General features: G+C 68.9%; 24 protein-coding genes. 13 read left to right on the top strand and 11 right to left on the bottom strand.

Annotation, left to right across the window (positions count from 1 at the left end; all coding sequences use genetic code 11):
• Window positions 1-16 precede the first annotated feature (16 nt).
• Window positions 17-1,090 (top strand): redox-regulated ATPase YchF, encoded by a 1,074-nt coding sequence (ychF, locus tag QM568_RS04240; protein ID WP_415136137.1) that lies wholly within the window; start codon window positions 17-19, stop codon window positions 1,088-1,090.
• Window positions 1,091-1,223: 133 nt separating this feature from the next.
• Here the strand turns inward: ychF and QM568_RS04235 are convergent, their stop codons facing one another.
• Window positions 1,224-1,634 (bottom strand): hypothetical protein, encoded by a 411-nt coding sequence (locus tag QM568_RS04235; protein WP_415136294.1) that lies wholly within the window; start codon window positions 1,632-1,634, stop codon window positions 1,224-1,226.
• Window positions 1,543-1,860: an AbaSI family restriction endonuclease gene (locus QM568_RS04230; RefSeq protein ID WP_415136135.1), complete on the bottom strand. Its 318-nt coding sequence runs from the start codon at window positions 1,858-1,860 to the stop codon at window positions 1,543-1,545. Before QM568_RS04230 ends, QM568_RS04235 begins: the two co-directional genes overlap by 92 nt.
• 348 nt (window positions 1,861-2,208) lie before the next feature.
• Between QM568_RS04230 and QM568_RS04225 the strand changes: the two genes are divergently transcribed.
• The 9 genes from QM568_RS04225 to QM568_RS04185 all read left to right on the top strand — a co-directional run bounded on the left by QM568_RS04225 (window position 2,209) and on the right by QM568_RS04185 (window position 6,408).
• Window positions 2,209-2,454, top strand: coding sequence for a type II toxin-antitoxin system Phd/YefM family antitoxin (locus QM568_RS04225; RefSeq protein WP_415136133.1), 246 nt, complete (start codon window positions 2,209-2,211; stop codon window positions 2,452-2,454).
• Between the two features lie 6 nt (window positions 2,455-2,460).
• Window positions 2,461-2,718 carry a type II toxin-antitoxin system RelE family toxin gene (locus tag QM568_RS04220; RefSeq protein ID WP_415136131.1) on the top strand — a complete coding sequence of 86 codons (258 nt, stop codon included), beginning with the start codon at window positions 2,461-2,463 and terminating at the stop codon, window positions 2,716-2,718.
• A 149-nt stretch (window positions 2,719-2,867) separates the two neighbouring features.
• On the top strand, window positions 2,868-3,149 hold the full coding sequence (locus QM568_RS04215; protein WP_415136129.1) for a type II toxin-antitoxin system Phd/YefM family antitoxin: 282 nt from the start codon (window positions 2,868-2,870) through the stop codon (window positions 3,147-3,149).
• Window positions 3,146-3,556 (top strand): type II toxin-antitoxin system VapC family toxin, encoded by a 411-nt coding sequence (locus QM568_RS04210; protein WP_415136127.1) that lies wholly within the window; start codon window positions 3,146-3,148, stop codon window positions 3,554-3,556. The genes QM568_RS04215 and QM568_RS04210 overlap by 4 nt, the downstream gene beginning before the upstream one ends.
• Window positions 3,557-3,770: 214 nt before the next feature.
• Window positions 3,771-4,010 (top strand): AbrB/MazE/SpoVT family DNA-binding domain-containing protein, encoded by a 240-nt coding sequence (locus tag QM568_RS04205; RefSeq protein ID WP_415136125.1) that lies wholly within the window; start codon window positions 3,771-3,773, stop codon window positions 4,008-4,010.
• 32 nt (window positions 4,011-4,042) lie between these two features.
• Window positions 4,043-4,432: a PIN domain-containing protein gene (locus QM568_RS04200; protein ID WP_415136292.1), complete on the top strand. Its 390-nt coding sequence runs from the start codon at window positions 4,043-4,045 to the stop codon at window positions 4,430-4,432.
• A 371-nt stretch (window positions 4,433-4,803) separates the two neighbouring features.
• The gene (locus tag QM568_RS04195) at window positions 4,804-4,980 is read left to right on the top strand and encodes a hypothetical protein (RefSeq protein ID WP_415136123.1); all 177 of its coding nucleotides are present in this window, start codon (window positions 4,804-4,806) and stop codon (window positions 4,978-4,980) included.
• A 196-nt stretch (window positions 4,981-5,176) separates the two neighbouring features.
• Window positions 5,177-5,743: an alpha/beta fold hydrolase gene (locus QM568_RS04190; protein ID WP_415136121.1), complete on the top strand. Its 567-nt coding sequence runs from the start codon at window positions 5,177-5,179 to the stop codon at window positions 5,741-5,743.
• 23 nt (window positions 5,744-5,766) lie between these two features.
• On the top strand, window positions 5,767-6,408 hold the full coding sequence (locus QM568_RS04185) for a DUF1345 domain-containing protein (protein WP_415136119.1): 642 nt from the start codon (window positions 5,767-5,769) through the stop codon (window positions 6,406-6,408).
• Between the two features lie 57 nt (window positions 6,409-6,465).
• Here QM568_RS04185 and QM568_RS04180 read toward each other — a convergent pair whose 3' ends face one another.
• Window positions 6,466-7,041 (bottom strand): 1-acyl-sn-glycerol-3-phosphate acyltransferase, encoded by a 576-nt coding sequence (locus QM568_RS04180; protein ID WP_415136290.1) that lies wholly within the window; start codon window positions 7,039-7,041, stop codon window positions 6,466-6,468.
• A 129-nt stretch (window positions 7,042-7,170) separates the two neighbouring features.
• Between QM568_RS04180 and QM568_RS04175 the strand changes: the two genes are divergently transcribed.
• Window positions 7,171-7,299 (top strand): hypothetical protein, encoded by a 129-nt coding sequence (locus QM568_RS04175; protein ID WP_415136117.1) that lies wholly within the window; start codon window positions 7,171-7,173, stop codon window positions 7,297-7,299.
• Window positions 7,300-7,350: 51 nt separating this feature from the next.
• Here QM568_RS04175 and QM568_RS04170 read toward each other — a convergent pair whose 3' ends face one another.
• Window positions 7,351-8,835 (bottom strand): DHA2 family efflux MFS transporter permease subunit, encoded by a 1,485-nt coding sequence (locus QM568_RS04170; protein ID WP_415136115.1) that lies wholly within the window; start codon window positions 8,833-8,835, stop codon window positions 7,351-7,353.
• Between the two features lie 180 nt (window positions 8,836-9,015).
• On the opposite strand from QM568_RS04170, the gene QM568_RS04165 reads away from it, so the two are divergent.
• Window positions 9,016-11,010, top strand: a complete 1,995-nt coding sequence (locus QM568_RS04165) for an ABC transporter ATP-binding protein (RefSeq protein ID WP_415136288.1) — start codon at window positions 9,016-9,018, stop codon at window positions 11,008-11,010.
• 65 nt (window positions 11,011-11,075) lie between these two features.
• On the opposite strand, the gene QM568_RS04160 is transcribed toward QM568_RS04165, so the two are convergent.
• From QM568_RS04160 to QM568_RS04130, 7 genes are all read right to left on the bottom strand, one after another.
• Complete coding sequence (locus QM568_RS04160) at window positions 11,076-11,765, bottom strand: SDR family NAD(P)-dependent oxidoreductase (RefSeq protein ID WP_415136286.1); 690 nt, start codon at window positions 11,763-11,765, stop codon at window positions 11,076-11,078.
• Window positions 11,766-11,864: 99 nt separating this feature from the next.
• On the bottom strand, window positions 11,865-12,812 hold the full coding sequence (locus QM568_RS04155) for a glycosyltransferase family 2 protein (protein WP_415136113.1): 948 nt from the start codon (window positions 12,810-12,812) through the stop codon (window positions 11,865-11,867).
• A 166-nt stretch (window positions 12,813-12,978) separates the two neighbouring features.
• Complete coding sequence (locus tag QM568_RS04150) at window positions 12,979-14,109, bottom strand: cysteine desulfurase family protein (protein ID WP_415136111.1); 1,131 nt, start codon at window positions 14,107-14,109, stop codon at window positions 12,979-12,981.
• Window positions 14,109-14,960, bottom strand: coding sequence for a carboxylating nicotinate-nucleotide diphosphorylase (gene nadC / locus QM568_RS04145; RefSeq protein ID WP_415136109.1), 852 nt, complete (start codon window positions 14,958-14,960; stop codon window positions 14,109-14,111). Before nadC ends, QM568_RS04150 begins: the two co-directional genes overlap by 1 nt.
• Window positions 14,960-16,468, bottom strand: a complete 1,509-nt coding sequence (nadB, locus tag QM568_RS04140) for an L-aspartate oxidase (RefSeq protein ID WP_415136107.1) — start codon at window positions 16,466-16,468, stop codon at window positions 14,960-14,962. The genes nadC and nadB overlap by 1 nt, the downstream gene beginning before the upstream one ends.
• Window positions 16,465-17,793, bottom strand: a complete 1,329-nt coding sequence (nadA, locus tag QM568_RS04135) for a quinolinate synthase NadA (RefSeq protein ID WP_415136105.1) — start codon at window positions 17,791-17,793, stop codon at window positions 16,465-16,467. The genes nadB and nadA overlap by 4 nt, the downstream gene beginning before the upstream one ends.
• Window positions 17,790-18,500 (bottom strand): NUDIX hydrolase, encoded by a 711-nt coding sequence (locus tag QM568_RS04130; protein WP_415136284.1) that lies wholly within the window; start codon window positions 18,498-18,500, stop codon window positions 17,790-17,792. Before QM568_RS04130 ends, nadA begins: the two co-directional genes overlap by 4 nt.
• A gap of 240 nt (window positions 18,501-18,740) precedes the next feature.
• Between QM568_RS04130 and QM568_RS04125 the strand changes: the two genes are divergently transcribed.
• Entirely contained in the window at window positions 18,741-20,024 is a 1,284-nt protein-coding gene (locus QM568_RS04125) for an extracellular solute-binding protein (RefSeq protein ID WP_415136103.1), read from the top strand.
• Window positions 20,025-20,042: the final 18 nt, after the last annotated feature.

The following is a 20,042-nucleotide window of genomic DNA, read 5'->3' as shown; positions in this document are numbered from 1 at the left end:
GGTAAGCTCGTCTTCCGTGGCTCTTACAATCGGGATCGTCGGCCTGCCCAACGTCGGCAAGTCCACCCTCTTCAACGCTCTGACCAAGAACGACGTGCTCGCGGCGAACTACCCGTTCGCGACGATCGAACCGAACGTCGGCGTGGTCAACCTGCCGGACCCGCGTCTTGAGAAGCTCGCGGAGATCTTCGGCAGCGAGCGCATCCTGCCCGCAGCGGTGTCGTTCGTCGACATCGCCGGCATCGTACGCGGCGCGAGCGAGGGCGAGGGCCTCGGCAACCAGTTCCTCGCGAACATCCGAGAGGCGGATGCCATCGCCCAGGTGGTGCGCGGTTTCACCGACGACGACGTGGTGCACGTCGACGGTGCGGTGAATCCGGCATCCGATATGGAGACCATCAACGCCGAGCTCATGCTCGCCGACCTCCAGACGATCGAGAAGGCGATCACGCGCTATGAGAAGGAGGTGCGGGGCAAGAAGATCGATCCCGTCGTCCTCGAGACCGCGATCGCCGCGAAGGACGCCCTCGAGCGCGGCGTGCTGCTGTCGGTGTCCGGCATCGACCTCGCCCCGATCCGCGAGCTGGGCCTGCTCACCTCGAAGCCGGTCATCTTCGTCTTCAATGTCGACGAGGCGGTGCTGACGGATGCCGGGCGCAAGGCCGAGCTCGCAGCCCTCGTCGCGCCGGCTAAGGCCATCTTCCTCGACGCGAAGATCGAGTCCGAGCTCATCGACCTCGATCCGGAGGATGCCGCGGAGCTCCTCGCCGCCACCGGGCAGGACGAGTCGGGTCTCGACCAGCTCGCCCGCATCGGCTTCGACACACTAGGGTTGCAGACCTATCTCACGGCGGGCCCCAAGGAGGCTCGCGCGTGGACGATCGGCAAGGGCTGGAAGGCGCCCCAGGCCGCGGGTGTCATCCACACCGACTTCGAGAAGGGCTTCATCAAGGCGGAGATCATCTCGTTCGACGACCTCGTCGAGACCGGCTCGGTGGCTGCAGCTCGCGCCGCGGGCAAGGCTCGCCTCGAGGGCAAGGACTACGTCATGAAGGACGGTGACGTGGTGGAGTTCCGGTTCAACGTCTGAACTATCCTCTCGTCATTGAGCGAGCCGCAGGCGCGACGAAACGTGTCGAGAGCGATGCTTCGACCCGATGAATCCGACGATCCGTCGCGCGGCGGAGAAGCAGGGAGCAGCCAGCTGCTTCTCCAGCACTCGATCATCGACGTGAAGCTGCGCCCGGCAGAGTGAACTCGGTGTCCGTGCGCCGGTACACGACGGTGTCACCCTCGACCCTGTCCCGTTCGAAGACGCCGATGAACCGCAGCCCGCGCTCTCCCGTCACCTGGTCCTTCACCCGCAGGAATGTGAGGGCCGGATGGACGATGGATGACAGCCCGACGCTGCGGTCGGCGACGCTCGCTCGGCGTTCGCGGATCTCCTCCCCGCTCGACGACAGGACGTTGGTCCATTCGCGCTTGGCGCCCGCGGCGGCCATATTCTTCGGGCACCAGATCTTGTACTGCGAAAGGTCGCGCTCACTGCCGCGGGTGCTCCGGAGAGTCGCCGGCGTGAAGTACGAACGCGTACGCCCCGGTTTGTAGCTCGTGTCGAGGAGTACATTGCACAGCTCCGCGATCGTCGCACTCGATCGCCAGGTTCAGCTGCGGGAAGAGCAGGTCGATGTAGCGCAGGGTGCCGTCCCGCGTGCGGATCGTCTGCTGCGATACCGGCTTCAGCTTCGAACGAGTCTCGGTATCGAGTCGGTTCCACACCGCGTTGATCACGTAGTTCTCGTAGTCCTTGCGCTTCGTCCGCGAGAGTGTGCGGGCCAGATACTCGAGCCGATCGATCATCTTCGGACGCTATCAGGTGAGGTGGGCGATCGAACGTGGGATGTCAGGCCATGGCACGGCGGCGTTCGATGCGATCGACGGCCAGGCCGGCCGGAAGGTCATCGACGCGCTTCAGGACGTCTCTGCAGAGCTCGGGCACCAGACCGTCGCGTGGGCGTTTGGCGAGATCTACACCCATCCGGGGCTGGGAGTCGCGGGACCGGCAGCTCGTCACACTCGGCATCCTCACGGCCTCCGGCGGCTGCGAAGCAGGTGTTCGCCGAGCGTGGCCCGCTGCCGGTCGGGGAGGCAGACTCTGCCTTCTACCCAAACATGTACATCTCGCCGCCGCTCTTGTACAATATCTGCATGTCCACGATCAACGCTTCCGAAGCGCGCAAGAGCTTCGCCGCGCTCATCGAGACCGCCCAGCACGAGGCAGTGGTCGTGGAGCGCCGCGGCGAGGCACAGGCGGTCGTGCTGTCCCCTGCAGAGTATGAGCGACTGAAGAGCGCGGCCGAGGAAGCCGAAGACATCGCCGCGTTCGACGCCGCGATGGCCGAGGAGGGCCCGAACATCCCCTGGGAGCAGGTCAAGGCTGACCTGGGCTGGTAGACCAGCGTGGCCTACGAGATCGAGGTGCGCCCTGCCGCCCTGCGTGCCCTGAAGAAGATCGACCGTCAGGACCAGGCGCGCATCCGCGGCGCAATCGCCCTGCTCGCCGTCGATCCCCGCCCGCCAGGAGCGAAGGCTCTGCGCGGCCGCCCAGGACTGAGGATCCGCGTCGGCGATTACCGGATCATCTACACAATCCAGGACAGCAAGCTGCTGGTCGTGGTCGTGGCCCTCGGCCATCGCCGCGACGTGTACGAGCGGTGATGCCGGGCTCGCTCCTGGTCACGGCGGCGGACGGGCCTGGCCGCGCCGGGTTCAGCGTTCACGGCGAAATCGCTGTCGGAGATGCACTTCATCGCAGCGACGTGGTGGAGTTCCGCCTCAACGTGTAGCGCGCGTTCTACATTTGATTCATGGGCGCGACTGACCCACAGATAGAGAGCCTCTCGCAGCGCGAGTTGCGTAACGAGTCCGGGCGCGTTCTTCGTCTTGTCAGCGAGGGTCAGTCGTTCGTTCTGACCAACAGAGGCGTCGCCGTCGGTCGCATCGTCCCGCTTGACGCGCCCGCCGCCACTCTGCCGATCGTTCGGGCTGCGAAGCGTGTCGGGGGCTGGGCGGCGTTGAGTCCTCAGCCGACCGAGAGCGATCGACCGATGTCTCGCATCGTCGACGAGCTTCGAGAGGATCGGGTGTGAGCAGCACTCCACTCGTCGACGTCGATACGTCCGCACTCGGAGCGCTTCTCATCTCACAGGCGGAGACCAAAGCGCTGGTGGAGTGGCTCGACCAGGCGGACGTCAGCCTCGTGTCGAGCGACCTTCTGGAGACGGAGCTGCGTCGGATGGCTATGCGGGAGGGGCGAGATCAGGCCATGGTCAGTGCGCTCATCGATGGTGTTTCGCTCGCAGCACTCGATCGTGCGACCTACCGCTCGGCGGGGTTCCTGCCGATGCCGTGTCTGCGCACTCTCGATGCATTTCATCTGGAGGCGGCGATGCGCCTCGACGTCGATGCCGTCCTCACTTACGACCACCGACTTGCCGAAGCGGCGACGGTCGCTGGCATTGATGTCATCGCTCCCGACCAGGAGCATGCTCGATGAGCGGTCAGACGCTCCTCCGCGCTCCCGACCCGACGCCGGGCATGGACGCGCTCATCGCCGAGACGGCTCTCGCTTGCTGATTCGCGCTCGCGATCCGCAACATCCAAGGAGGTTCGGCGCGGATCGAGCTCAGGTTCTCGGCGGTGGTCGACGACAGCGAATTGCTGACGGGGTCCTCGAAGTTGGAATGGGATGAGAATGGTAGAGTAATCCCATGGAAGCTACAATCGATTCCGGAGGTCGGCTGCTGCTGCCCAAGAGTGTGCGTGACTCGTTGGGGCTGGTTCCTGGTTCGAAGGTGGACGTCTCGCCGTACGGTAGCGGTGTGCAGATCACGCCGGGCGGTCGAACGGCCCGGCTCGAGCGGGACGCCGATGGTCGTCTGGTCTCTCGTGCCGACACCGTCGTCACGGATGAGCAGATTTTTGCACTGATCGATTCCGGGCGACGTTGACCGACGATTCGCGTTGCGCAGTCGACACAAGTGTGGCCGTTCCGCTACTCGTTGCATCGCATGAGGCGCATGAGGCGGTCAAACAATGGGCGAGAGGGCGAACCCTTGCCCTCAGTGGTCATGCCCTCGCGGAGACCTATTCCGTGCTGACTCGTCTGCCTGGCGATGCGCGCCTGACCCCCGCGGATGCTGTTGTGCTGATCGACGAGAACTTCGCCAGAAATGTCGCGCTTCCGCCCGAAGCGGCGTCTGCGGCTCACCGGGATCTCGCTCGCCTCGGCATCGCGGGCGGGGCGGCCTATGACGGTCTGGTCGCATTGGCCGCTCAGCGATACGATCTCATGCTCGCGACGCGGGATGCGCGTGCCCGATCCACCTATGAAGCCGTAGGCGTGCGGGTTGCGGTGGTTCCGGGCGGTTGAGACAGGGCGGCACTCCACGTGTCTACGTCGACACGTCCGCACTCGGAGCGCTTCTCATCTCACAGCCGGAGACCACGGCGCTGGTGGAGTGGCTCGACCAGGCCAAGGTCAGTGCGATCCTCGATGGTGTTTATTCTTGGCGAAACGGACACATCGTCCCTGCAGGCAGAGAGCTTTCGAGACGTATTGGAGAGGGAACGCACGCCGTGACAAAGCGAACATCTGTTGGCGCGACGGGTTGGTCGCTGACGCTGGCATTCCTCGGCGCGATCGTGGCGGTCCCTCTGTGTCTTGTCCTCACGCTCTTGGCGTGGGCGTGCTTCCATCTCGCGCGGCGGTGGGTGAGCTCATCCCGCATCTGGTCTGACGTGGTGGCAGTCATCGCGACGGTGCTCCTCTGCGCGGGGTTCTTCGCGCTCCTCGGGTTGATGCTGCCCACGCTGCGAGAGCCCCGGCAGTCGCTCGCCTTCTGTGGTGCGCTCGTCGCGATCGTGACCGTCTTCATCGTGCGAGGGGTGGGGCGGCGGCAGGATGCTGTCGTCAGCTGAGACCGGCAGTTGTTCTGCGCATCGTCGCTATCCATCGCGAGACGAACAGCATGAGACGAACAGCATGAGTGGATGCAGTCGCTGTGATCGTGGTCCGGGTTCGTCAGCCGGGAAGAACCGGTAGCTCCGTCGGCGCGCCCGCCGCCGCGGGTTAGGCTGGATCGTCCAGTCTTCTGCACCGAGGAGTCCCGCACCGATGACCGACACCCAGATCTTCGAGCCCGAGGGCCGCGCGATCCCCTTCGTCGATGAGGGCGACGGCCCCGTCAAGCTCGTCTTGATCCAGGAGGACGCTCTGGCCGCCGATGTCCTCGGCGTGGTCGGCCACTACCTGGCCGAAGAGGCGGGTTTCCACGTGCTGCGGATCGGGCACCGCGTCGACGCCGCGGAGGCCTCGTTCGACGACCGCGTCGCCGATGCGCTCGCCGTCATCGATCACGTCGGCATCCAGGACACCTGGTTCGGCGGTCATGGATTCGGCGGCACGGTCGCGCGCGCACTCGTCGCCGCTCATTCCGAGCGCGCGAACGGTCTGCTGATGCTCGGCGTCGAGGATGTCGACGTCCCGCTCGCCCCGGCGATCCCGGTGCTCATCATCCAGGGCGACGACGACACCGTCACCCCCGCCGCGAACGCGGAGAAGCTGTACGCCACGGTGCCCGACCGCGCGAGCATCAAGCCGATCCCCGGCGATCACCTCTTCCCGATGCACCACCCGATCGAGACGGCCGTGGTCATCGAGGAGTACCTCGACTGGGACTGACGCGGCAGCGGCAGCATCCGATCATGAGCACTCCGACAGCCCGCGCCTTCGTCCGGCTGCGGGCTGTCGTCTCGATCGTCGCCGGCGTCGCCTGCGGCGTCGCCGTCGCCCCCGTGCTCGGTGTCGCCGCAGGGATCCTCGCCGGCTGGGGTGCGTTCGCGATCCTGAACGTCGCCTGGGTGCTGTCGCTGATCTGGCGGATGGACGCCGTCGCCACCCGTTCGCACGCGACCGTCGAGGCGCCGGGGCGGCGCGTCGCCCGCCTGACCTCCATCGTCGGCAGCCTCATGAGCCTTGCCGCGGTGCTCGTCGTGCTCACGCAGGCGCAGAGCGCGCCCGGCGTCGAGAAGTACGCGCTCGCCGGCGTCTGCGTGCTCAGCGTCATCTCCTCATGGGCCCTGATCCATACCGAGTACGTGCTGCGCTATGCGCGCATGTACTACGCCGAGCCGGTGGGCGGCATCGAGTTCAATCAGGACGAAGACCCCGAGTACACCGATTTCGTCTACTTCTCGGTCGGGCTCGGAATGACCTACCAGGTGGCGGACACGAACGTCACCCGCAACGAGTTCCGGCGGGTCGTCATCGCGCAGACCCTCCTTGGCTACCTCTTCGGCACCGTCATCCTCGCCTCGACGATCAATCTCGTCGTCGGCATCGGGTGAGCGTCCGAGACGCGCAGGAGCGGATGCCGCTCGCGACGAGGCCGATCTTCAGCTCCTCTACCCGGCGTCGCCCTCTTCGCGAAGACGTGGCTCGGTGCGCCGTTCGGGGCGGACTCCGGCCTTGTCGGCGTAGAACGCGCGGATGCGATCCATGTCGGCCGTGACGTCGCCGGTGAGGTCGATGGTCGGGCCGAGCCCGCAGGTCATGGTGGTCCGATCGACGAAGCCGAGCGTCACCGGCATGCCCGTCTGTCTGGCGATGCGGTAGAAGCCGCTCTTCCAGTACGCGTTGCCGCCGCGCGTGCCGTCGGGAGTGACGACGAGTCCGAAGACCGACCCGGAGCGCACCTGCGCCACCACGTCGCCGACCACGGCCGCAGGTTCCGCGCGATCGACGGCGATGCCGCCCAGCGCGCGCATGATCGGCCCGCGCCAGCCCGCGAACAGGCTCTTCTTGCCCAGCCAGTGCACGTCGACCCCGAGTCGCCAGGCGATGGCGAGCATCAGGACGAAGTCCCAGTTCGAGGTGTGCGGAGCGCCGACGAGCACGGTCGGCCGGGTCGGCGCCGGCTCGGACACGAGCCGCCACCGGCTCAGTGCCCAGTACAGGCGGGCGATGGAGCGTTTCAGCATCTCTCCACGGTAGTGCGCGAGCGGGCGAGCGCCGCGCAGAGCGTTGGCGCTCTTCTCCAGAGCGGATGCCGTCGCCGCCCGCCGGGTCGCAGAAGGCTCCGACCCGCCGGACGGGCGTACCATCGGATCATGACTGATTCTTCGCAGACCGCCGACGACCTTCAGACCCCCGAGGGTCTCCAGCCGCTCCCGGGCACGCCGAATCTGCTCGACGCAGCCGGATGCTGCGGCGGCTCCTGCGCGACGCCGTCGGCCTGACCGGCGAGAACTCCCTCGCCGAAGTCGTTCTTCTTCTCCGCAGGCGCCGCGTCAGTGGATCGGGGCGTGCTCTCCCGTCGCGTCGTCGGGTTTGCGGATGAAGAAGGCGCCCACCACGGTCATCGTGGCGATCACCGCGCCGATGAGGAAAGCCACGCGCGAACCCTCGGCGACGGCCACCGGTGAGCCGGTGGCGCCATTCGCGTTCGCGACCACTGTGTAGGCGGCAACCATCACCGCGATGCCCGCAGCTCCCGCGACCTGCTGCACGGTGCCGATGACCGCGCTGCCGTAGGAGTAGAACTTCGGCGACAGCGAGGCCAGCGACGCCGTGAACAGCGGGGTGAACGACAGCGCGAGGCCGATCGACAGCACGGTCTGCGCGACGAGCACCACCCACACCGGCGTCTGGGCGGTGAGCGTCGCGCAGAACCAGAGCGCTCCGGCTGCGAGGATCGCCCCGGGGACGAGCAGGACCCTGGTGCCGTGGGCGTCGTAGATGCGGCCGATGAACGGACCGAGCAGGCCCATCGCAAGCGCCCCTGGCAGCACCACGAGACCGGCGTCGAGGGTGGGCAGCATCAGCGCCTTCTGCAGGAACAGCGGCACGATGGTGATCGTGCCGAAGAAGGCCAGCGACAGCAGGAACATCTGCGCCATCGAGAGCGAGAAGCCCAGCGACGAGAAGACCCGCAGATCGAGCAGGGCGTCGTCCGCACGCTGCAGGACCACCTGCCGCCAGAGGAAGGCGCCGAGTCCGACGACGCCGATCACGAGCGCGATGATCAGCGGCAGTGCGCTGCCAGAGCCCTCGGCGAGGGAGCCGATCTGGCTGAGTCCGTAGACGATGCCGCCGAAGCCGAACACCGACAGGACGATCGAGAACACGTCCAGCGGAGCATCCGTCGTCTCGCCGACATCGGTCAGCCAGCGCCAGCCGACGAACATCGCCGCCAGGGCGATCGGCAGCACCACGACGAAGACCGAGCGCCAGCCGAAGTGGTCGAGGAGGAACCCCGACATCGTCGGGCCGATCGACGGCGCGAGCGACATGACGATGCTCACGCGGCCCATCATGCGCCCGCGGGACTCGTTCGGCACGAGGTTCATCATCGTGGTCATCAGCAGCGGCATCATCATCGCCGTGCCGCCGGCCTGCACGACGCGCGCGACCAGGAGCATCTCGAAGCCGAGCGCGACGATCGCCAGCAGCGTGCCTGCGGAGAACAGTGCGAGAGCCGAGAGGAACACCTGGCGCGTGGTGAACCGGCGTAGCAGGAAGCCGGTGGCCGGGATCACCACCGCCATCGTCAGCATGAAGGCACTGCTCACCCACTGGGCGGCGATCGGCGTGATGGCGAGGTCATCGATGAGGTGGGGGATCGCCATGCCCATGGTGGTCTCGTTGAGGATCGCAACGAACGCGGCCGTGAGCAGCACCCAGATCACGCGCATGTCCTTGCGGGGGATCATGTCGGCCTGCGCCGACGGCGAGGCGGAGGCCACGGAGATGGCGCCGGAATCGACGGCAGACATGGGCGACCTCCGGGAAGCGGGTGGTGGGGGAGCCGGCGCGGGCGGGAAGGCCCCGCGTCGATGAGCAGGTTATGAGCGTAACGGCGACCGCGGACATTCCATTCCCGGGTCAGCCGGATCCGCTGTGAGCGGATCGGGGGACGCGGTGTCCGAGGCCGTGGCTACGCTGACAGGATGAGCATGGGCGGTGGCGGGCGCGGCGGATTCCGCCCGGTGGATGCCGAGGCGCAGCGCCGGCTGAACGCGGCGGCGCCGCGGATCGCCGGTCTGCGCTCCCGGGTGGTGTCGCTGTTCCGCCCCTACCGCTGGCGCATCGGCTTCACCGCCGTGCTCGTGATCGTCGGCGCGGCCATCGCCGTCGTGCCGCCGCTGCTGGTCCAGCGCATCTTCGACGACGCGCTGTTCCCGGTGGCGGGCGGCGGTCCGCACCTCGAGCCGCTGACCTGGCTCGTCGTCGCGATGATCGGGCTGTTCCTGCTCTCGGCGGGGCTCGGTGTCCTGCAGACCTGGCTGACCTCGACCGTCGGCAACAGCGTCACCGGCGATCTCCGGGTGCGCCTGTTCGAGCACCTGCAGGCGATGGAGCTCGGATTCTTCACCCGCACCAAGACCGGCGTCATCCAGTCGCGCCTTCAGAACGACGTGGGCGGTGTCTCCGGCGTGCTCACGAACACGGTCACCAGCATCATCGGCAACGCCGTCACCGTCGTCGCCTCGCTCGTCGCGATGATCCTCATCGACTGGCGGCTGACCCTCATCGCCATCGTGATGATGCCGTTCCTCATCATCGTCCAGCGGCGGGTCGGCCAGCTGCGGGCCCGCATCGCCGGCGAGACGCAGGAGTCGCTGTCGGAGCTCACCTCGATCACGCAGGAGACGCTGAGCGTCTCCGGCATCCTTCTGTCGAAGTCCTTCAACCGTCAGCGCACCGAGTCGGCGCGCTACCAGGCGGAGAACCGCAACCAGGTGAAGCTGCAGGTGCGGCGGGCGATGAGCGGACAGGGGTTCTTCGCCGTCGTGCAGGTGCTCATGTCCTCGGTGCCTGCGATCATCTACCTCGTATCCGGCTACCTGATCGCCGGCGGCACCGGCGCGATCACGGCGGGCGCGGTCGTGGCGTTCACGACGGTGCAGGCTCGCCTGCTCATGCCGCTGATGGGGCTCATGCGGGTGGCGCTCGACCTGCAGACCTCGTCGGCGCTGTTCGCGCGCATCTTCGAGTACCTCGACCTCGTGCCCGAGATCACCGACGCGCCCGACGCGGTACCCGTCTCCGCCGCGCCGGGTCCGCGGGGGCGGATCGACTTCGACGACGTGGTCTTCCGCTATCCCGACTCCGTGCCGGCCGCCCGGCCCACGCTGCGCGGGGTCTCCTTCGTCGCCGAGCCGGGGCAGCACGTGGCGTTCGTCGGTCCGTCCGGCGCCGGCAAGACCACGATCCTCTACCTCGCGTCACGGCTCTACGAGGCGGCAGGCGGCGCGGTGACGTTCGCGGGGGCTGACGTTCGCACCCTGACGCAGGAGTCGATCATCGACCAGATCGGCATCGTCTCGCAGGAGACCTACCTGTTCCACGCGACGATCCGCGAGAACCTGCTCTATGCGAAGCCGGGCGCGACGCAGGAGGAACTCGTCGCGGCGTGCACGGCGGCGAACATCCATCATGTCATCGAGGGCTTCGAGAACGGCTACGACACGGTCGTCGGCGAACGCGGATACCGGCTCTCCGGCGGTGAGAAGCAGCGCATCGCCATCGCGCGCGTGCTGCTGAAGGATCCGCCGGTGCTGCTGCTCGACGAGGCGACCTCGGCGCTGGACACCGTCTCGGAGCGCGTCGTGCAGGAGGCGCTCGACGAGGCGGCGAAGGGACGCACGACGCTGACCGTCGCCCACCGGCTGTCCACGGTCATGGGCGCCGACACGATCCACGTGCTCGAGGCCGGGCGCATCGTCGAATCGGGCACTCACGCGCAGTTGATCGCACGCGGCGGGCTGTACGCGGAGCTCGCGGCCCAGCAGGTGGCGGCCTCGTTGATCGACGGCGAGCCGCCGTCGGATCGGCGCGCCGACCGAGCCCCGAAGGACTCAGCGGCGGCGGATGCCGTGGCCGCTCTCACCTCGCCGATCCCGCTCCTCGACGCATCGAGGCTCGAGGTCCCCGACGCCCAGGTGTGAACGGCGCCGGGCGCGTGCGCGGGGTGCGCGCCGGGGTCGGCGGGGTTCGTACGGGGTGAGCCCGGTCAGTGCGCAGACAGCCCGCCGTCGACGAACAGCGAGTGCCCGGTGACGTACGCCGATCCGGCGCCGGCAAGGAACACGGCGGCTCCCGCGAAGTCCGCGGGCAGACTGTTGCGGCCGATCATGGTGCGCGCGGCGAGGGCGGCGACCTTCTCGGCATCCTCCTGGAGGCGCGCGTTCAGCGGGGTCAGCGCGAAGCCGGGGACGAGGGTGTTGCTGGTGACCCCGGTGCCGCCCCACGCCTCGGCCTCCGAGCGCATCAGCGACTCGACTGCGCCCTTCGACACACCGTAGACGCCGCTGCCGACGAAGGCACGATGCGCCTGCTGCGAGCTGATGTGGATCAGGCGTCCGTATCCGCGCTCCGCCATCCCTGGCGCGTAGCGCTGCCCGAGCAGGAACGGGGCGAGAGCGTTGACTGTCATCGTGGCGTCCCAGTCGTCGTCGCTGATCTCGGCGAACGGCGGGCGGATGTTGATGCCCGCCGAGTTCACGAGGATGTCCGGCTCACCGAAGGGCACGGTCGCAGCATCCGCCGCGGCACGGATGCCGGCACGCGTGCCGAGGTCGCCGACGACACCGGCGGCGCGGCATCCGGCATCAGTCAGCTCCCGCACCGTATCGTCGATGCGGTCCTCGCCGCGCGCGACGATGACGGTCGCAGCGCCCGCGCGCGCGAGCGCGGTCGCGATGCCGCGGCCGATGCCCGAGCTGCCCCCCGGTGACGATCGCGACGCGCTCTGCGAGGCCGAACAGGGAATCGAGGTAGGCGTTCATGGGGGCTCCTCGGCTCACCAGGCGAGCGCCTCGGCGAGCGTGTGGTCGGGACGGGCGTCGGTGAACTCGGGGTAGGCCTTCAGGCCGTCGATGAAGGTGGTGACCGCGGCCGCGTATTCGGGGTCGGGGTGCTCTGCGGCGATGGACAGCAGGGGAGGGACGTCCATGGCGAGGATCAGCTCGAGACGGGCGACGACAGCGGCGGACGCTCCGGCGTCGTGCAGCACGCGGATGCCGCCGTCGAGGGCGGCGAGGTAGTCGCGGAGCACGGGGAGCTGCGCCTTGCCCTGCGTGATCGAGGTGCCGTCTGCGCGCACTCGCCAGTGCACCGCAACATCGGGGATCGCATCGAAGGCCCGCGCCCTCGTGTACAGGCGCTGCGCGATCACCTGATCCTCATAGGCGACGCCCTCCGGGAAGCGCAGGTCGCCCCAGAACGCGGTGCGGCTGATCTTCGACCAGGCGACGATGTTCCCCGACGCCTGCGGATGCGCGAGGATCGTCGTGCCGAGGCGCTCGGGCGATGTGGCGGCGGCGACCCAGGGCTGCACGCGCCCGGGTGCATAGGCGGTGCCGTCGAAGCGGGCGCGGGTGTAGGCGGCGACGGCGAAGTCGCTGCCGGTGGTGTCGAGGGTGCCGGTCAGGCGTGCCAGCGCGGTGGGGGTGAGCTCGTCGTCGCCGTCGAGGAAGCCGAGCAGGGGAGTGTCGACGTGATCGAGTCCGAGGTTCCGCGCGGCGCCGAGGCCCCGCGGCTCGTCGTTGCGGAGCATCCGGAACCGCGCGTCGGAGGAAGCGGCATCCGAGAAGATCGCGCCCGTCTCGTCGACGGATCCGTCGTCGACGAGGATCGCCTGCCATCGCGGCTCGGTCTGCGCCCGCAACGAGTCCAGAGCCGCGGGTGCGAACGCGGCGACGTCGCGCCCCGGCACGATGATCGTCACGATCGGAGCGGATGCGGGCACCAGCCGAGTCTATGGCGGCTGGGGCGCTTGGTGGTCCGCGTCGGGGCGCCGCTGCGCTGGCGGGTGGCAGTTGTGCCGGCGAGGTGGCCGTTGTGCCGCCCTGAAGCGCGGGATCACGGAACGTCTGCCACCTCGCCGCCGCACGGGCCCGGCGAGAGAGGGCCGCTCAGAGGGCGGAGACCGCGCGTATCGATGCGGCGACGAGGGCCGCGAGGTGCTCGGGGGCATCGGCGGGCAGGGGCTCGCGGCCGAAGGTGAAGCGCACGGAGGTCTGCGCCACCTCGGGCGCGATGCCGCACGCGAGCAGGACGTGCGATGGCTCGTCGCTGCCGGCGGCGCACGCGGATCCGCTCGATGAGATCACCCCGCGGCGCTCGAGTTCCAGCAGCACCGCCTCTCCGCTGACCCCGGCGAACGTGAAGCTCGCCGTGCCGGGGAGCCGGCGCACCGGATCGCCGGTCAGCGCGGCTTCGGGAACCGCCGCGAGCACGGCCGCGATGAAGCGCGCCGTCTGCTCGGCCACCTGCGCTGCCACACCGTCCCTTTCGGCCTCGGCGAGCCCTAACGCGGTCGCGAGCGCGACGGCCCCTGCGACGTTCTCCGTGCCAGAGCGCCGGCCGCGCTCCTGGCCTCCGCCGTGCAGGAGCGGCTCGAGCGGAACCCGACCGCGCACCCCCAGCGTCCCGATGCCCTTGGGGGCGCCGAGCTTGTGGCCGGCGATGGCGACGGCATCCGCTCCGAGCCCGTCGAGCGCGAGCCAGCCCGCGGACTGCACGGCGTCGACGTGCAGCGGCACACCGGCATCCGTCGTCACAGCGGCGACCGCCGCGATGTCCTGCACGGTGCCGATCTCGTTGTTCGCGTGGCCGATGGCGACCAGCGCCGTGTCGTCGCGCAGGGCCGCGGCGACGGCATCCGCAGAGATGCGACCGCACCCGTCGACATCCACCGCCGTCACCTCGACGCCGTGGAGCCTGCGCAGATACGCCGCCGACTCGAGGATCGACTCGTGCTCGATCGATGAGACGATCAGATGCCGCTTCGCCGAGCCGAGCACGATGCCCTTGAGCGCAAGGTTGTTCGCCTCGGTGCCGCCGCTGGTGAAGACGACGTCTCCTGCCCGCATCCCGAGCGTCTGGGCGACGCGCGCCCGTGCATCGTCCAGCGCGCTCGCCGCGGCCTCTCCGGCGGTGTGGTGGCTCGACGGGTTGCCGAACACGCCGGTGAGGTACGGGCGCATCGCCTCGAGCACCTCGGGTCTGACCGGTGAGGTCGCGGCGTGGTCGAGGTACAGCATCAGCCGATCCTGACGTCCAGACCGAGGTCGAGAGCGCGGGCCGAGTGGGTGAGGGCGCCGACGGAGATCACGTCGACACCGGTCTCGGCGATGGCGCGGACGGTGTCGAGGTTCACCCCTCCCGATGCCTCGACCTGGGCGCGGTCGCCGATGAGGGCGACGCCTGAGCGCAGATCGTCGAGCGAGAAGTTGTCGAGCAGCACCGTGTGCGCGCCGCCGTCGAGCACGGCCGGGATCTGGTCGAGCCGGTCGACCTCGATCACGATGTGCGTGGTGTGCGGCAGGTGGGAGAAGGCTTCGCGCAGGGCGGATGCCAGATCCGCGCCCGAGCGCTGCAGCACGGCGAGGTGGTTGTCCTTCGCCATCACCGCATCCGACAAGGAGTAGCGGTGGTTGCGCCCGCCTCCCGAGGCGACCGCATGCCTCTCGAAGGCACGCAGGCCGGGGGTGGTCTTGCGGGTGTCGGCGATCCGTGCGCCGGTGCCGTCGATGGCGCGCACGTACGCCGCGGTGAGGGTCGCGATGCCGCTCATGCGCTGCGTGAAGTTCAGCGCGACGCGCTCGGCGGTGAGGATGCTGCGGGCCGATCCGCTCACCGAGGCGAGGACGTCCTCCGGAGCGAATTCGTCGCCGTCGCCGACGTGCACGTCGACGCTCACGTGCGGGTCGGTGAGGGCGAATGCGGTGGCGAACACCTCGCCGCCGCTGAAGACGCCCGCCTCGCGCGCGACGAGATCGGCGGTGGCGGTCGCCTCGGCGGGCAGCAGCGCGGTGCTCGTGAGGTCGCCCCACGGCGCATCCTCTTCGAGGGCGGCGCCGACGACGCGGGCGACGGTGGCGGCGGTGAGCATCAGACTCTCTCCAGTTCGGGGGCTTCGATGTAGTGGGCGCCGACGCTGACGGTCCTCCCGAGGGCGGCGGATGCCGTCGCCTCGGCGAGCAGGAGCAGGTTCGCGTCCTCGTGGTCGGCGACGGTGACCGGTGGCGCGGCGGCGGCGCGCCACGCACGGAGCGTCGCGAGGGCGTGCTCGAGCCCGGCGGCGGTGCGGATGAGCCCGACCTCGTGCCACATGAGCTGCTGCAGGGCCGCTCGGGCGCCCTTCGTCTCGCTGCGCTCGCTCAGGGACCGGGGGTCGGGGCGCTCGCTCAGGGGCCGGGGGTCGAGGCGGTTCGTCTCGCTGCGCTCGCTGAGGGGCCGCTCCCCTGCGCCGAGCGCGGCGGCGGCACGGGCGCCGAAGACGGCCCCTTCGAGCAGCGAGTTGCTGGCGAGGCGATTCGCGCCGTGCACGCCGGTGCGCGCGGTCTCGCCGACGGCGAAGAGCCCAGGCAGCGATGCGCGCCCGTCGAGATCGGTCACGACCCCGCCCATGAGGTAGTGCGCGGCCGGCGTCACCGGAATCGGCTCCCGGCTCCAGTCGAAGCCGCGTTCCCTGGTGACGCGATCGATCGTGGGGAACCGTGCGGCCAGACGCTCCGCGCCCAGCGCCGTCGCATCGAGCCGCACCGGCGAACCCTGAGCTGCGGCCTGCCGCGCGATCGCTCGGGAGACGACATCGCGCGGAGCGAGTTCGCCATCGGGGTGGCTGTCGAACACGAATCGCCGCCCCTCGTCGTCGATGAGTGCGGCGCCCTCTCCTCGGACGGCCTCGGAGACGAGGAACGCGGGGCCCGTGGCGAGGATCGTCGGGTGGAACTGCACGAACTCGAGGTCGGCGACCTCGACGCCCGCCCTGATCGCCGCGGCGATCCCGTCACCCGTCGTACCAGCGGGATTCGTCGTGTGCGCGTAGAGGTGGCCGGCGCCGCCGGTGGCGAGGATGACGGCATCCGCGTCGAGCTGCACCGGCGCGCCGTCCAGGAGCAGACGGATGCCGCGCACCGCGCCATCGCGGACGGAGAGGTCTGAGAGGAAACCGCCCTCGATGATCGTGATCCCGCTCTCGCGCACCCGCGCGCTCAGAGCGCGCGAGATCGCCGCTCCAGTCGCATCGCCGCCCGCGTGCACGATGCGCGCATGGCTGTGCGCGGCCTCGCGTCCGAGCAGCAGGTCGCCGTCGGGGGAGCGGTCGAAGGCGACACCGCGCGCGATGAGCTCGGCGATGCGCGCCGAGCCCTCGGCGACGAGCACGTCGACGGCTGCGGGGTCGGAGAGCCCTGCCCCGGCATCCAGCGTGTCGGCGGCATGCCGGGCCGCCGAGTCGCCGGGTCCGTAGACGCCGGCGACGCCGCCCTGGGCGAAACCGGTGCTGCCGTCGCCGAGCGCGCCCTTGGTCACCACGGTGACGTCGTGGCCGGCCTCGTGCGCGTGCAGCGCGGCGGTCGCCCCGGCGATGCCGGATCCGACGACGACGACGTTCACTTCGCACCCGCCGCGACCGGGGGCTTCGCCGCCAGCATCCGCTCGAGAGCGACCCTGGCAGGGGTTGCGACGTCGTCCGACACCGTGATGCGGTTCGGTGTGCGTCCGGCGACGAGCTCTTCGAGCACCCAGGCGAGGTAGCCGGGGTGGATGCGGTACATCGTCGAGCAGGGGCAGACGACCGGGTCGAGGCAGAAGATCTCGTGCTGCGGGTACTGGGCCGCGAGCCGACGGACGAGGTTGATCTCGGTGCCGATCGCGAAGGTCGTCGGCTCGGTCGCCGCGTCGATGGCCTTGCGGATGTAGTCGGTCGAACCCGCCTCGTCGGCGGCGTCGACGACCTCCATCGGGCACTCGGGGTGCACGATCACGCGCACGCCGGGGTGCTCGGCGCGGGCCTGATCGATCTGCGCCACCGTGAAGCGCCGGTGCACGGAGCAGAAGCCGTGCCAGAGGATGACCTGGGCCTCGGCGAGCTCTGCGACCGTCGAGCCGCCGAGCGCCTTGCGCGGGTTCCACATTGGCATCCGCTCGAGCGGCACGCCCATCGCCTTCGCGGTGTTGCGCCCGAGGTGCTGGTCGGGGAAGAACAGCACCCGCCGGCCGCGCTCGAACGCCCATTCCAGCACGGTCTTCGCATTCGAGGAGGTGCACACGATGCCGCCGTGCCGGCCGACGAAGCCCTTGATCGCTGCGGAGGAGTTCATGTAGGTCACCGGGATCACCGGCACCCGCCCGTCGGCGTCGGCCGCGTCCATGTCGCCGTAGATCTCGGAGAGCTGCTCCCAGCAGTCCTCGACCTGGTCGATGTCGGCCATGTCGGCCATCGAGCAGCCGGCGGCGAGGTTCGGCAGGATGACCGCCTGCTCGGGGGTGGAGAGGAGGTCAGCGGTCTCGGCCATGAAGTGCACGCCGCAGAAGACGATCGCCTCGGCATCCGTGCGTCCCTTCGCGGCCGTCGCGAGTTGGAACGAGTCGCCCACGTAGTCGGCGTGTTGCACGACCTCTTCGCGCTGGTAGAAGTGGCCGAGGATGACGACGCGGTCGCCGAGAGTGCGCTTCGCGGCGCGGATCCGCTCGTCGAGCTCGGCCTCGCTCGCCTCGCGGTACTCGGCAGGCAGCTCGCCCTGGCGGGGCGCCCCGGCGGGGATCACGTCGCCCATCGATGAACCGGGGCCGTACCCGGGACGGGTGTCGAAGTCCCAGGGGCCTGCGGCGAGATCGGTGCTGCAGGTCGCGTCGGTCGACGTGCCCTGCACGATCGCCTGCAGATGATGGTCGACAGAGGGGTCGAGCCGGGTGACGGGGACGAAGGTGATGCTCATCGCATGCTCGTTTCTTCGGGTCTGAGCGGGCCGCGATCGGCCAACGCGACATCGGTGTTGTAGCGGTAGAGGCGGGCGGGGCGGTGGCTTCCGGTACGGAAGCCGTCGGTGGGGATGAGGTTTCCGGACGCCTCGACCTGACGGCGGAAGTTCGCGGGGTCCAGGCTCTTTCCGAGGATCGCCTCGTAGGCCTCGCGGAGGTCGGCGAGGGTGAACTCGGCCGGCAGGAACCCGTGGGCGACGCGGCTGTAGCCGACCTTGTTCCGCAGGCGCCAGAGGGCGTACTCGATGATCGCCGCGTGGTCGAAGGCGAGGGGCGGCAGGTCGTCGACGTCGAACCAGCGGACGTTCTCGGGGGCGTGACCGGATGCGTGGTGGGCGGCGCTGTGCTTATCGACCTCGTCCTGACGCAGCAGCGCCCAGTACACGATCGAGACGACTCTGGTGGGGGAGCGGTCGACAGCGCCGAAGGCGTAGAGCTGCTCGAGGTAGCTGGGTGCGAGGCCGGTGGTCTCGGCGAGGGTGCGGGCGGCCGCATCGACCGGCGACTCTGTGGGGGTGAGCCAGCCGCCAGGAAGCGCCCACTGGTCGGCGAACGGCTCGCGAGTGCGCAGCACGAGGGGCAGGGCGAGCACCCGTTCGCCGCGCTCGGTGCGCCGCAGGGTGAGGATGACGGTCGAGACCGCAACCCTGATGCTTTGAGTCATCATCACCTTAACCTCCGGATCCATCTTAGTGTCAGTCGCACCTTTTCTGTCAATGCAGAGTAGCCCCGGATGCCGAGTCCGAAACGTTATCTACAATCGCCGATGAGGCTTGTCTGTCTCGGTGGGGTTTGTTAGGTTACTGTCCTAACAAACCCCAACAGGGGTATCCGCGAACCCCGGTCGGGGTTCACTCCACCCGGAGATCCCTCCTGCAGTGCAGCACCGAGAGGAAATATCAGAATGATCAGAAACGGGAAGCGCAAGATCGCACTCACCGCCGTGGCTGGAGCTTCGCTCCTGACCATGGCGTTGACCGGCTGCCAGTCGGGCACCGACAACGGCGGCGGCGAGTCTGCCGAGACCGGCGAACTCACCGTGTGGCTCGTCGGATCCGATACCCCGGATTCGGCACGCGAGTACCTGAAGAAGACCTTCGAAGCCGAGAACGAGGGCTGGACCCTCCAGATCGAGGAGAAGACCTGGGCCGACACGAACGAGGCGTACGTGGCAGCGCTGTCCTCCAGCGACTCGCCCGACGTGGTCGAGGTCGGCAACACCCAGTCGCAGGGCTTCATCGAGCAGGGACTGTTCGAAGACATCACCGACCAGGTCGCCGACCTCGGCGGCGACGACCTGCTGCAGAGCTTCGTCGACCTGGGGTCGGCCGACGGCGCGACCTACGCCGTGCCGTACTACGCGGGATCCCGCATCGTCTTCTACTCCGAGCAGGTCACCGGCGCTGAGCAGCCGCAGACCCTCGAGGAGTACGTCGCCAAGGGCAAGTCGCTCAAGACCGACACGCGCTCGGGCATCTGGGCTCCGGGCAAGGACTGGTACAACGCTCTGGCGTTCGTCTGGGCCAACGGCGGAGAGATCGCCGTCAAGGACGGCGATGACTGGGACGCGCAGTTCTCCAGCGATGAGTCCGTCAAGGGTCTCGAGATGCTGCAGGATGTCTACCTCAACGCGAACGTCGCGCCCGCCGACTCGAACGAGCAGGACCCGCAGGTTCCGTTCTGCGCGGGTGAGACCGGCTACCTCTCCGCCCCGTCGTGGGTGAAGTGGTCGATCCTCGCTCCGACCGATGCCGAGAACCCCGGCTGCCCCGACACCTTCGGATCGGACCTGCACGCGTTCCCGCTGCCCGGCATCAAGGCCGGAGAAGCCGCTCCCGTGTTCGCCGGCGGATCGAACGTCGCGATCGCCGCCAAGAGCGATGCCAAGGACAAGGCTGCGGAAGCTCTGAAGATCCTCCTCTCGGAGGGCTACCAGAAGGAGCTCGCGGCGAACGGTCTCATCCCGGCGCTCAAGTCCTTCGCCGAGTTCCTGCCCGACGACGAGATCACGGCGGCAGCGGCCACGGCCACGGCTTCGTCGAAGTCGGTCCCGGCCTCCCCGAAGTGGTCGGAGGTCGAGTCCTCGCTGGTCATCCCCGACGCGCTGGTGAAGATCGCGCAGGGCGGCGACGTCACGCAGATCGCCACCGACCTCGACAAGGAGATCGAGTCGATCCTCAACGGCTGATCTGATCAGCCTGTGCCG

Origin of the sequence: Microbacterium sp., assembly GCF_047607465.1 — a bacterium.
Classification (GTDB): Bacteria; Actinomycetota; Actinomycetes; order Actinomycetales; family Microbacteriaceae; genus Microbacterium.
Note: the sequence above shows the minus strand (reverse complement) of the source record. Positions and strands in the feature narration are given on the sequence as shown.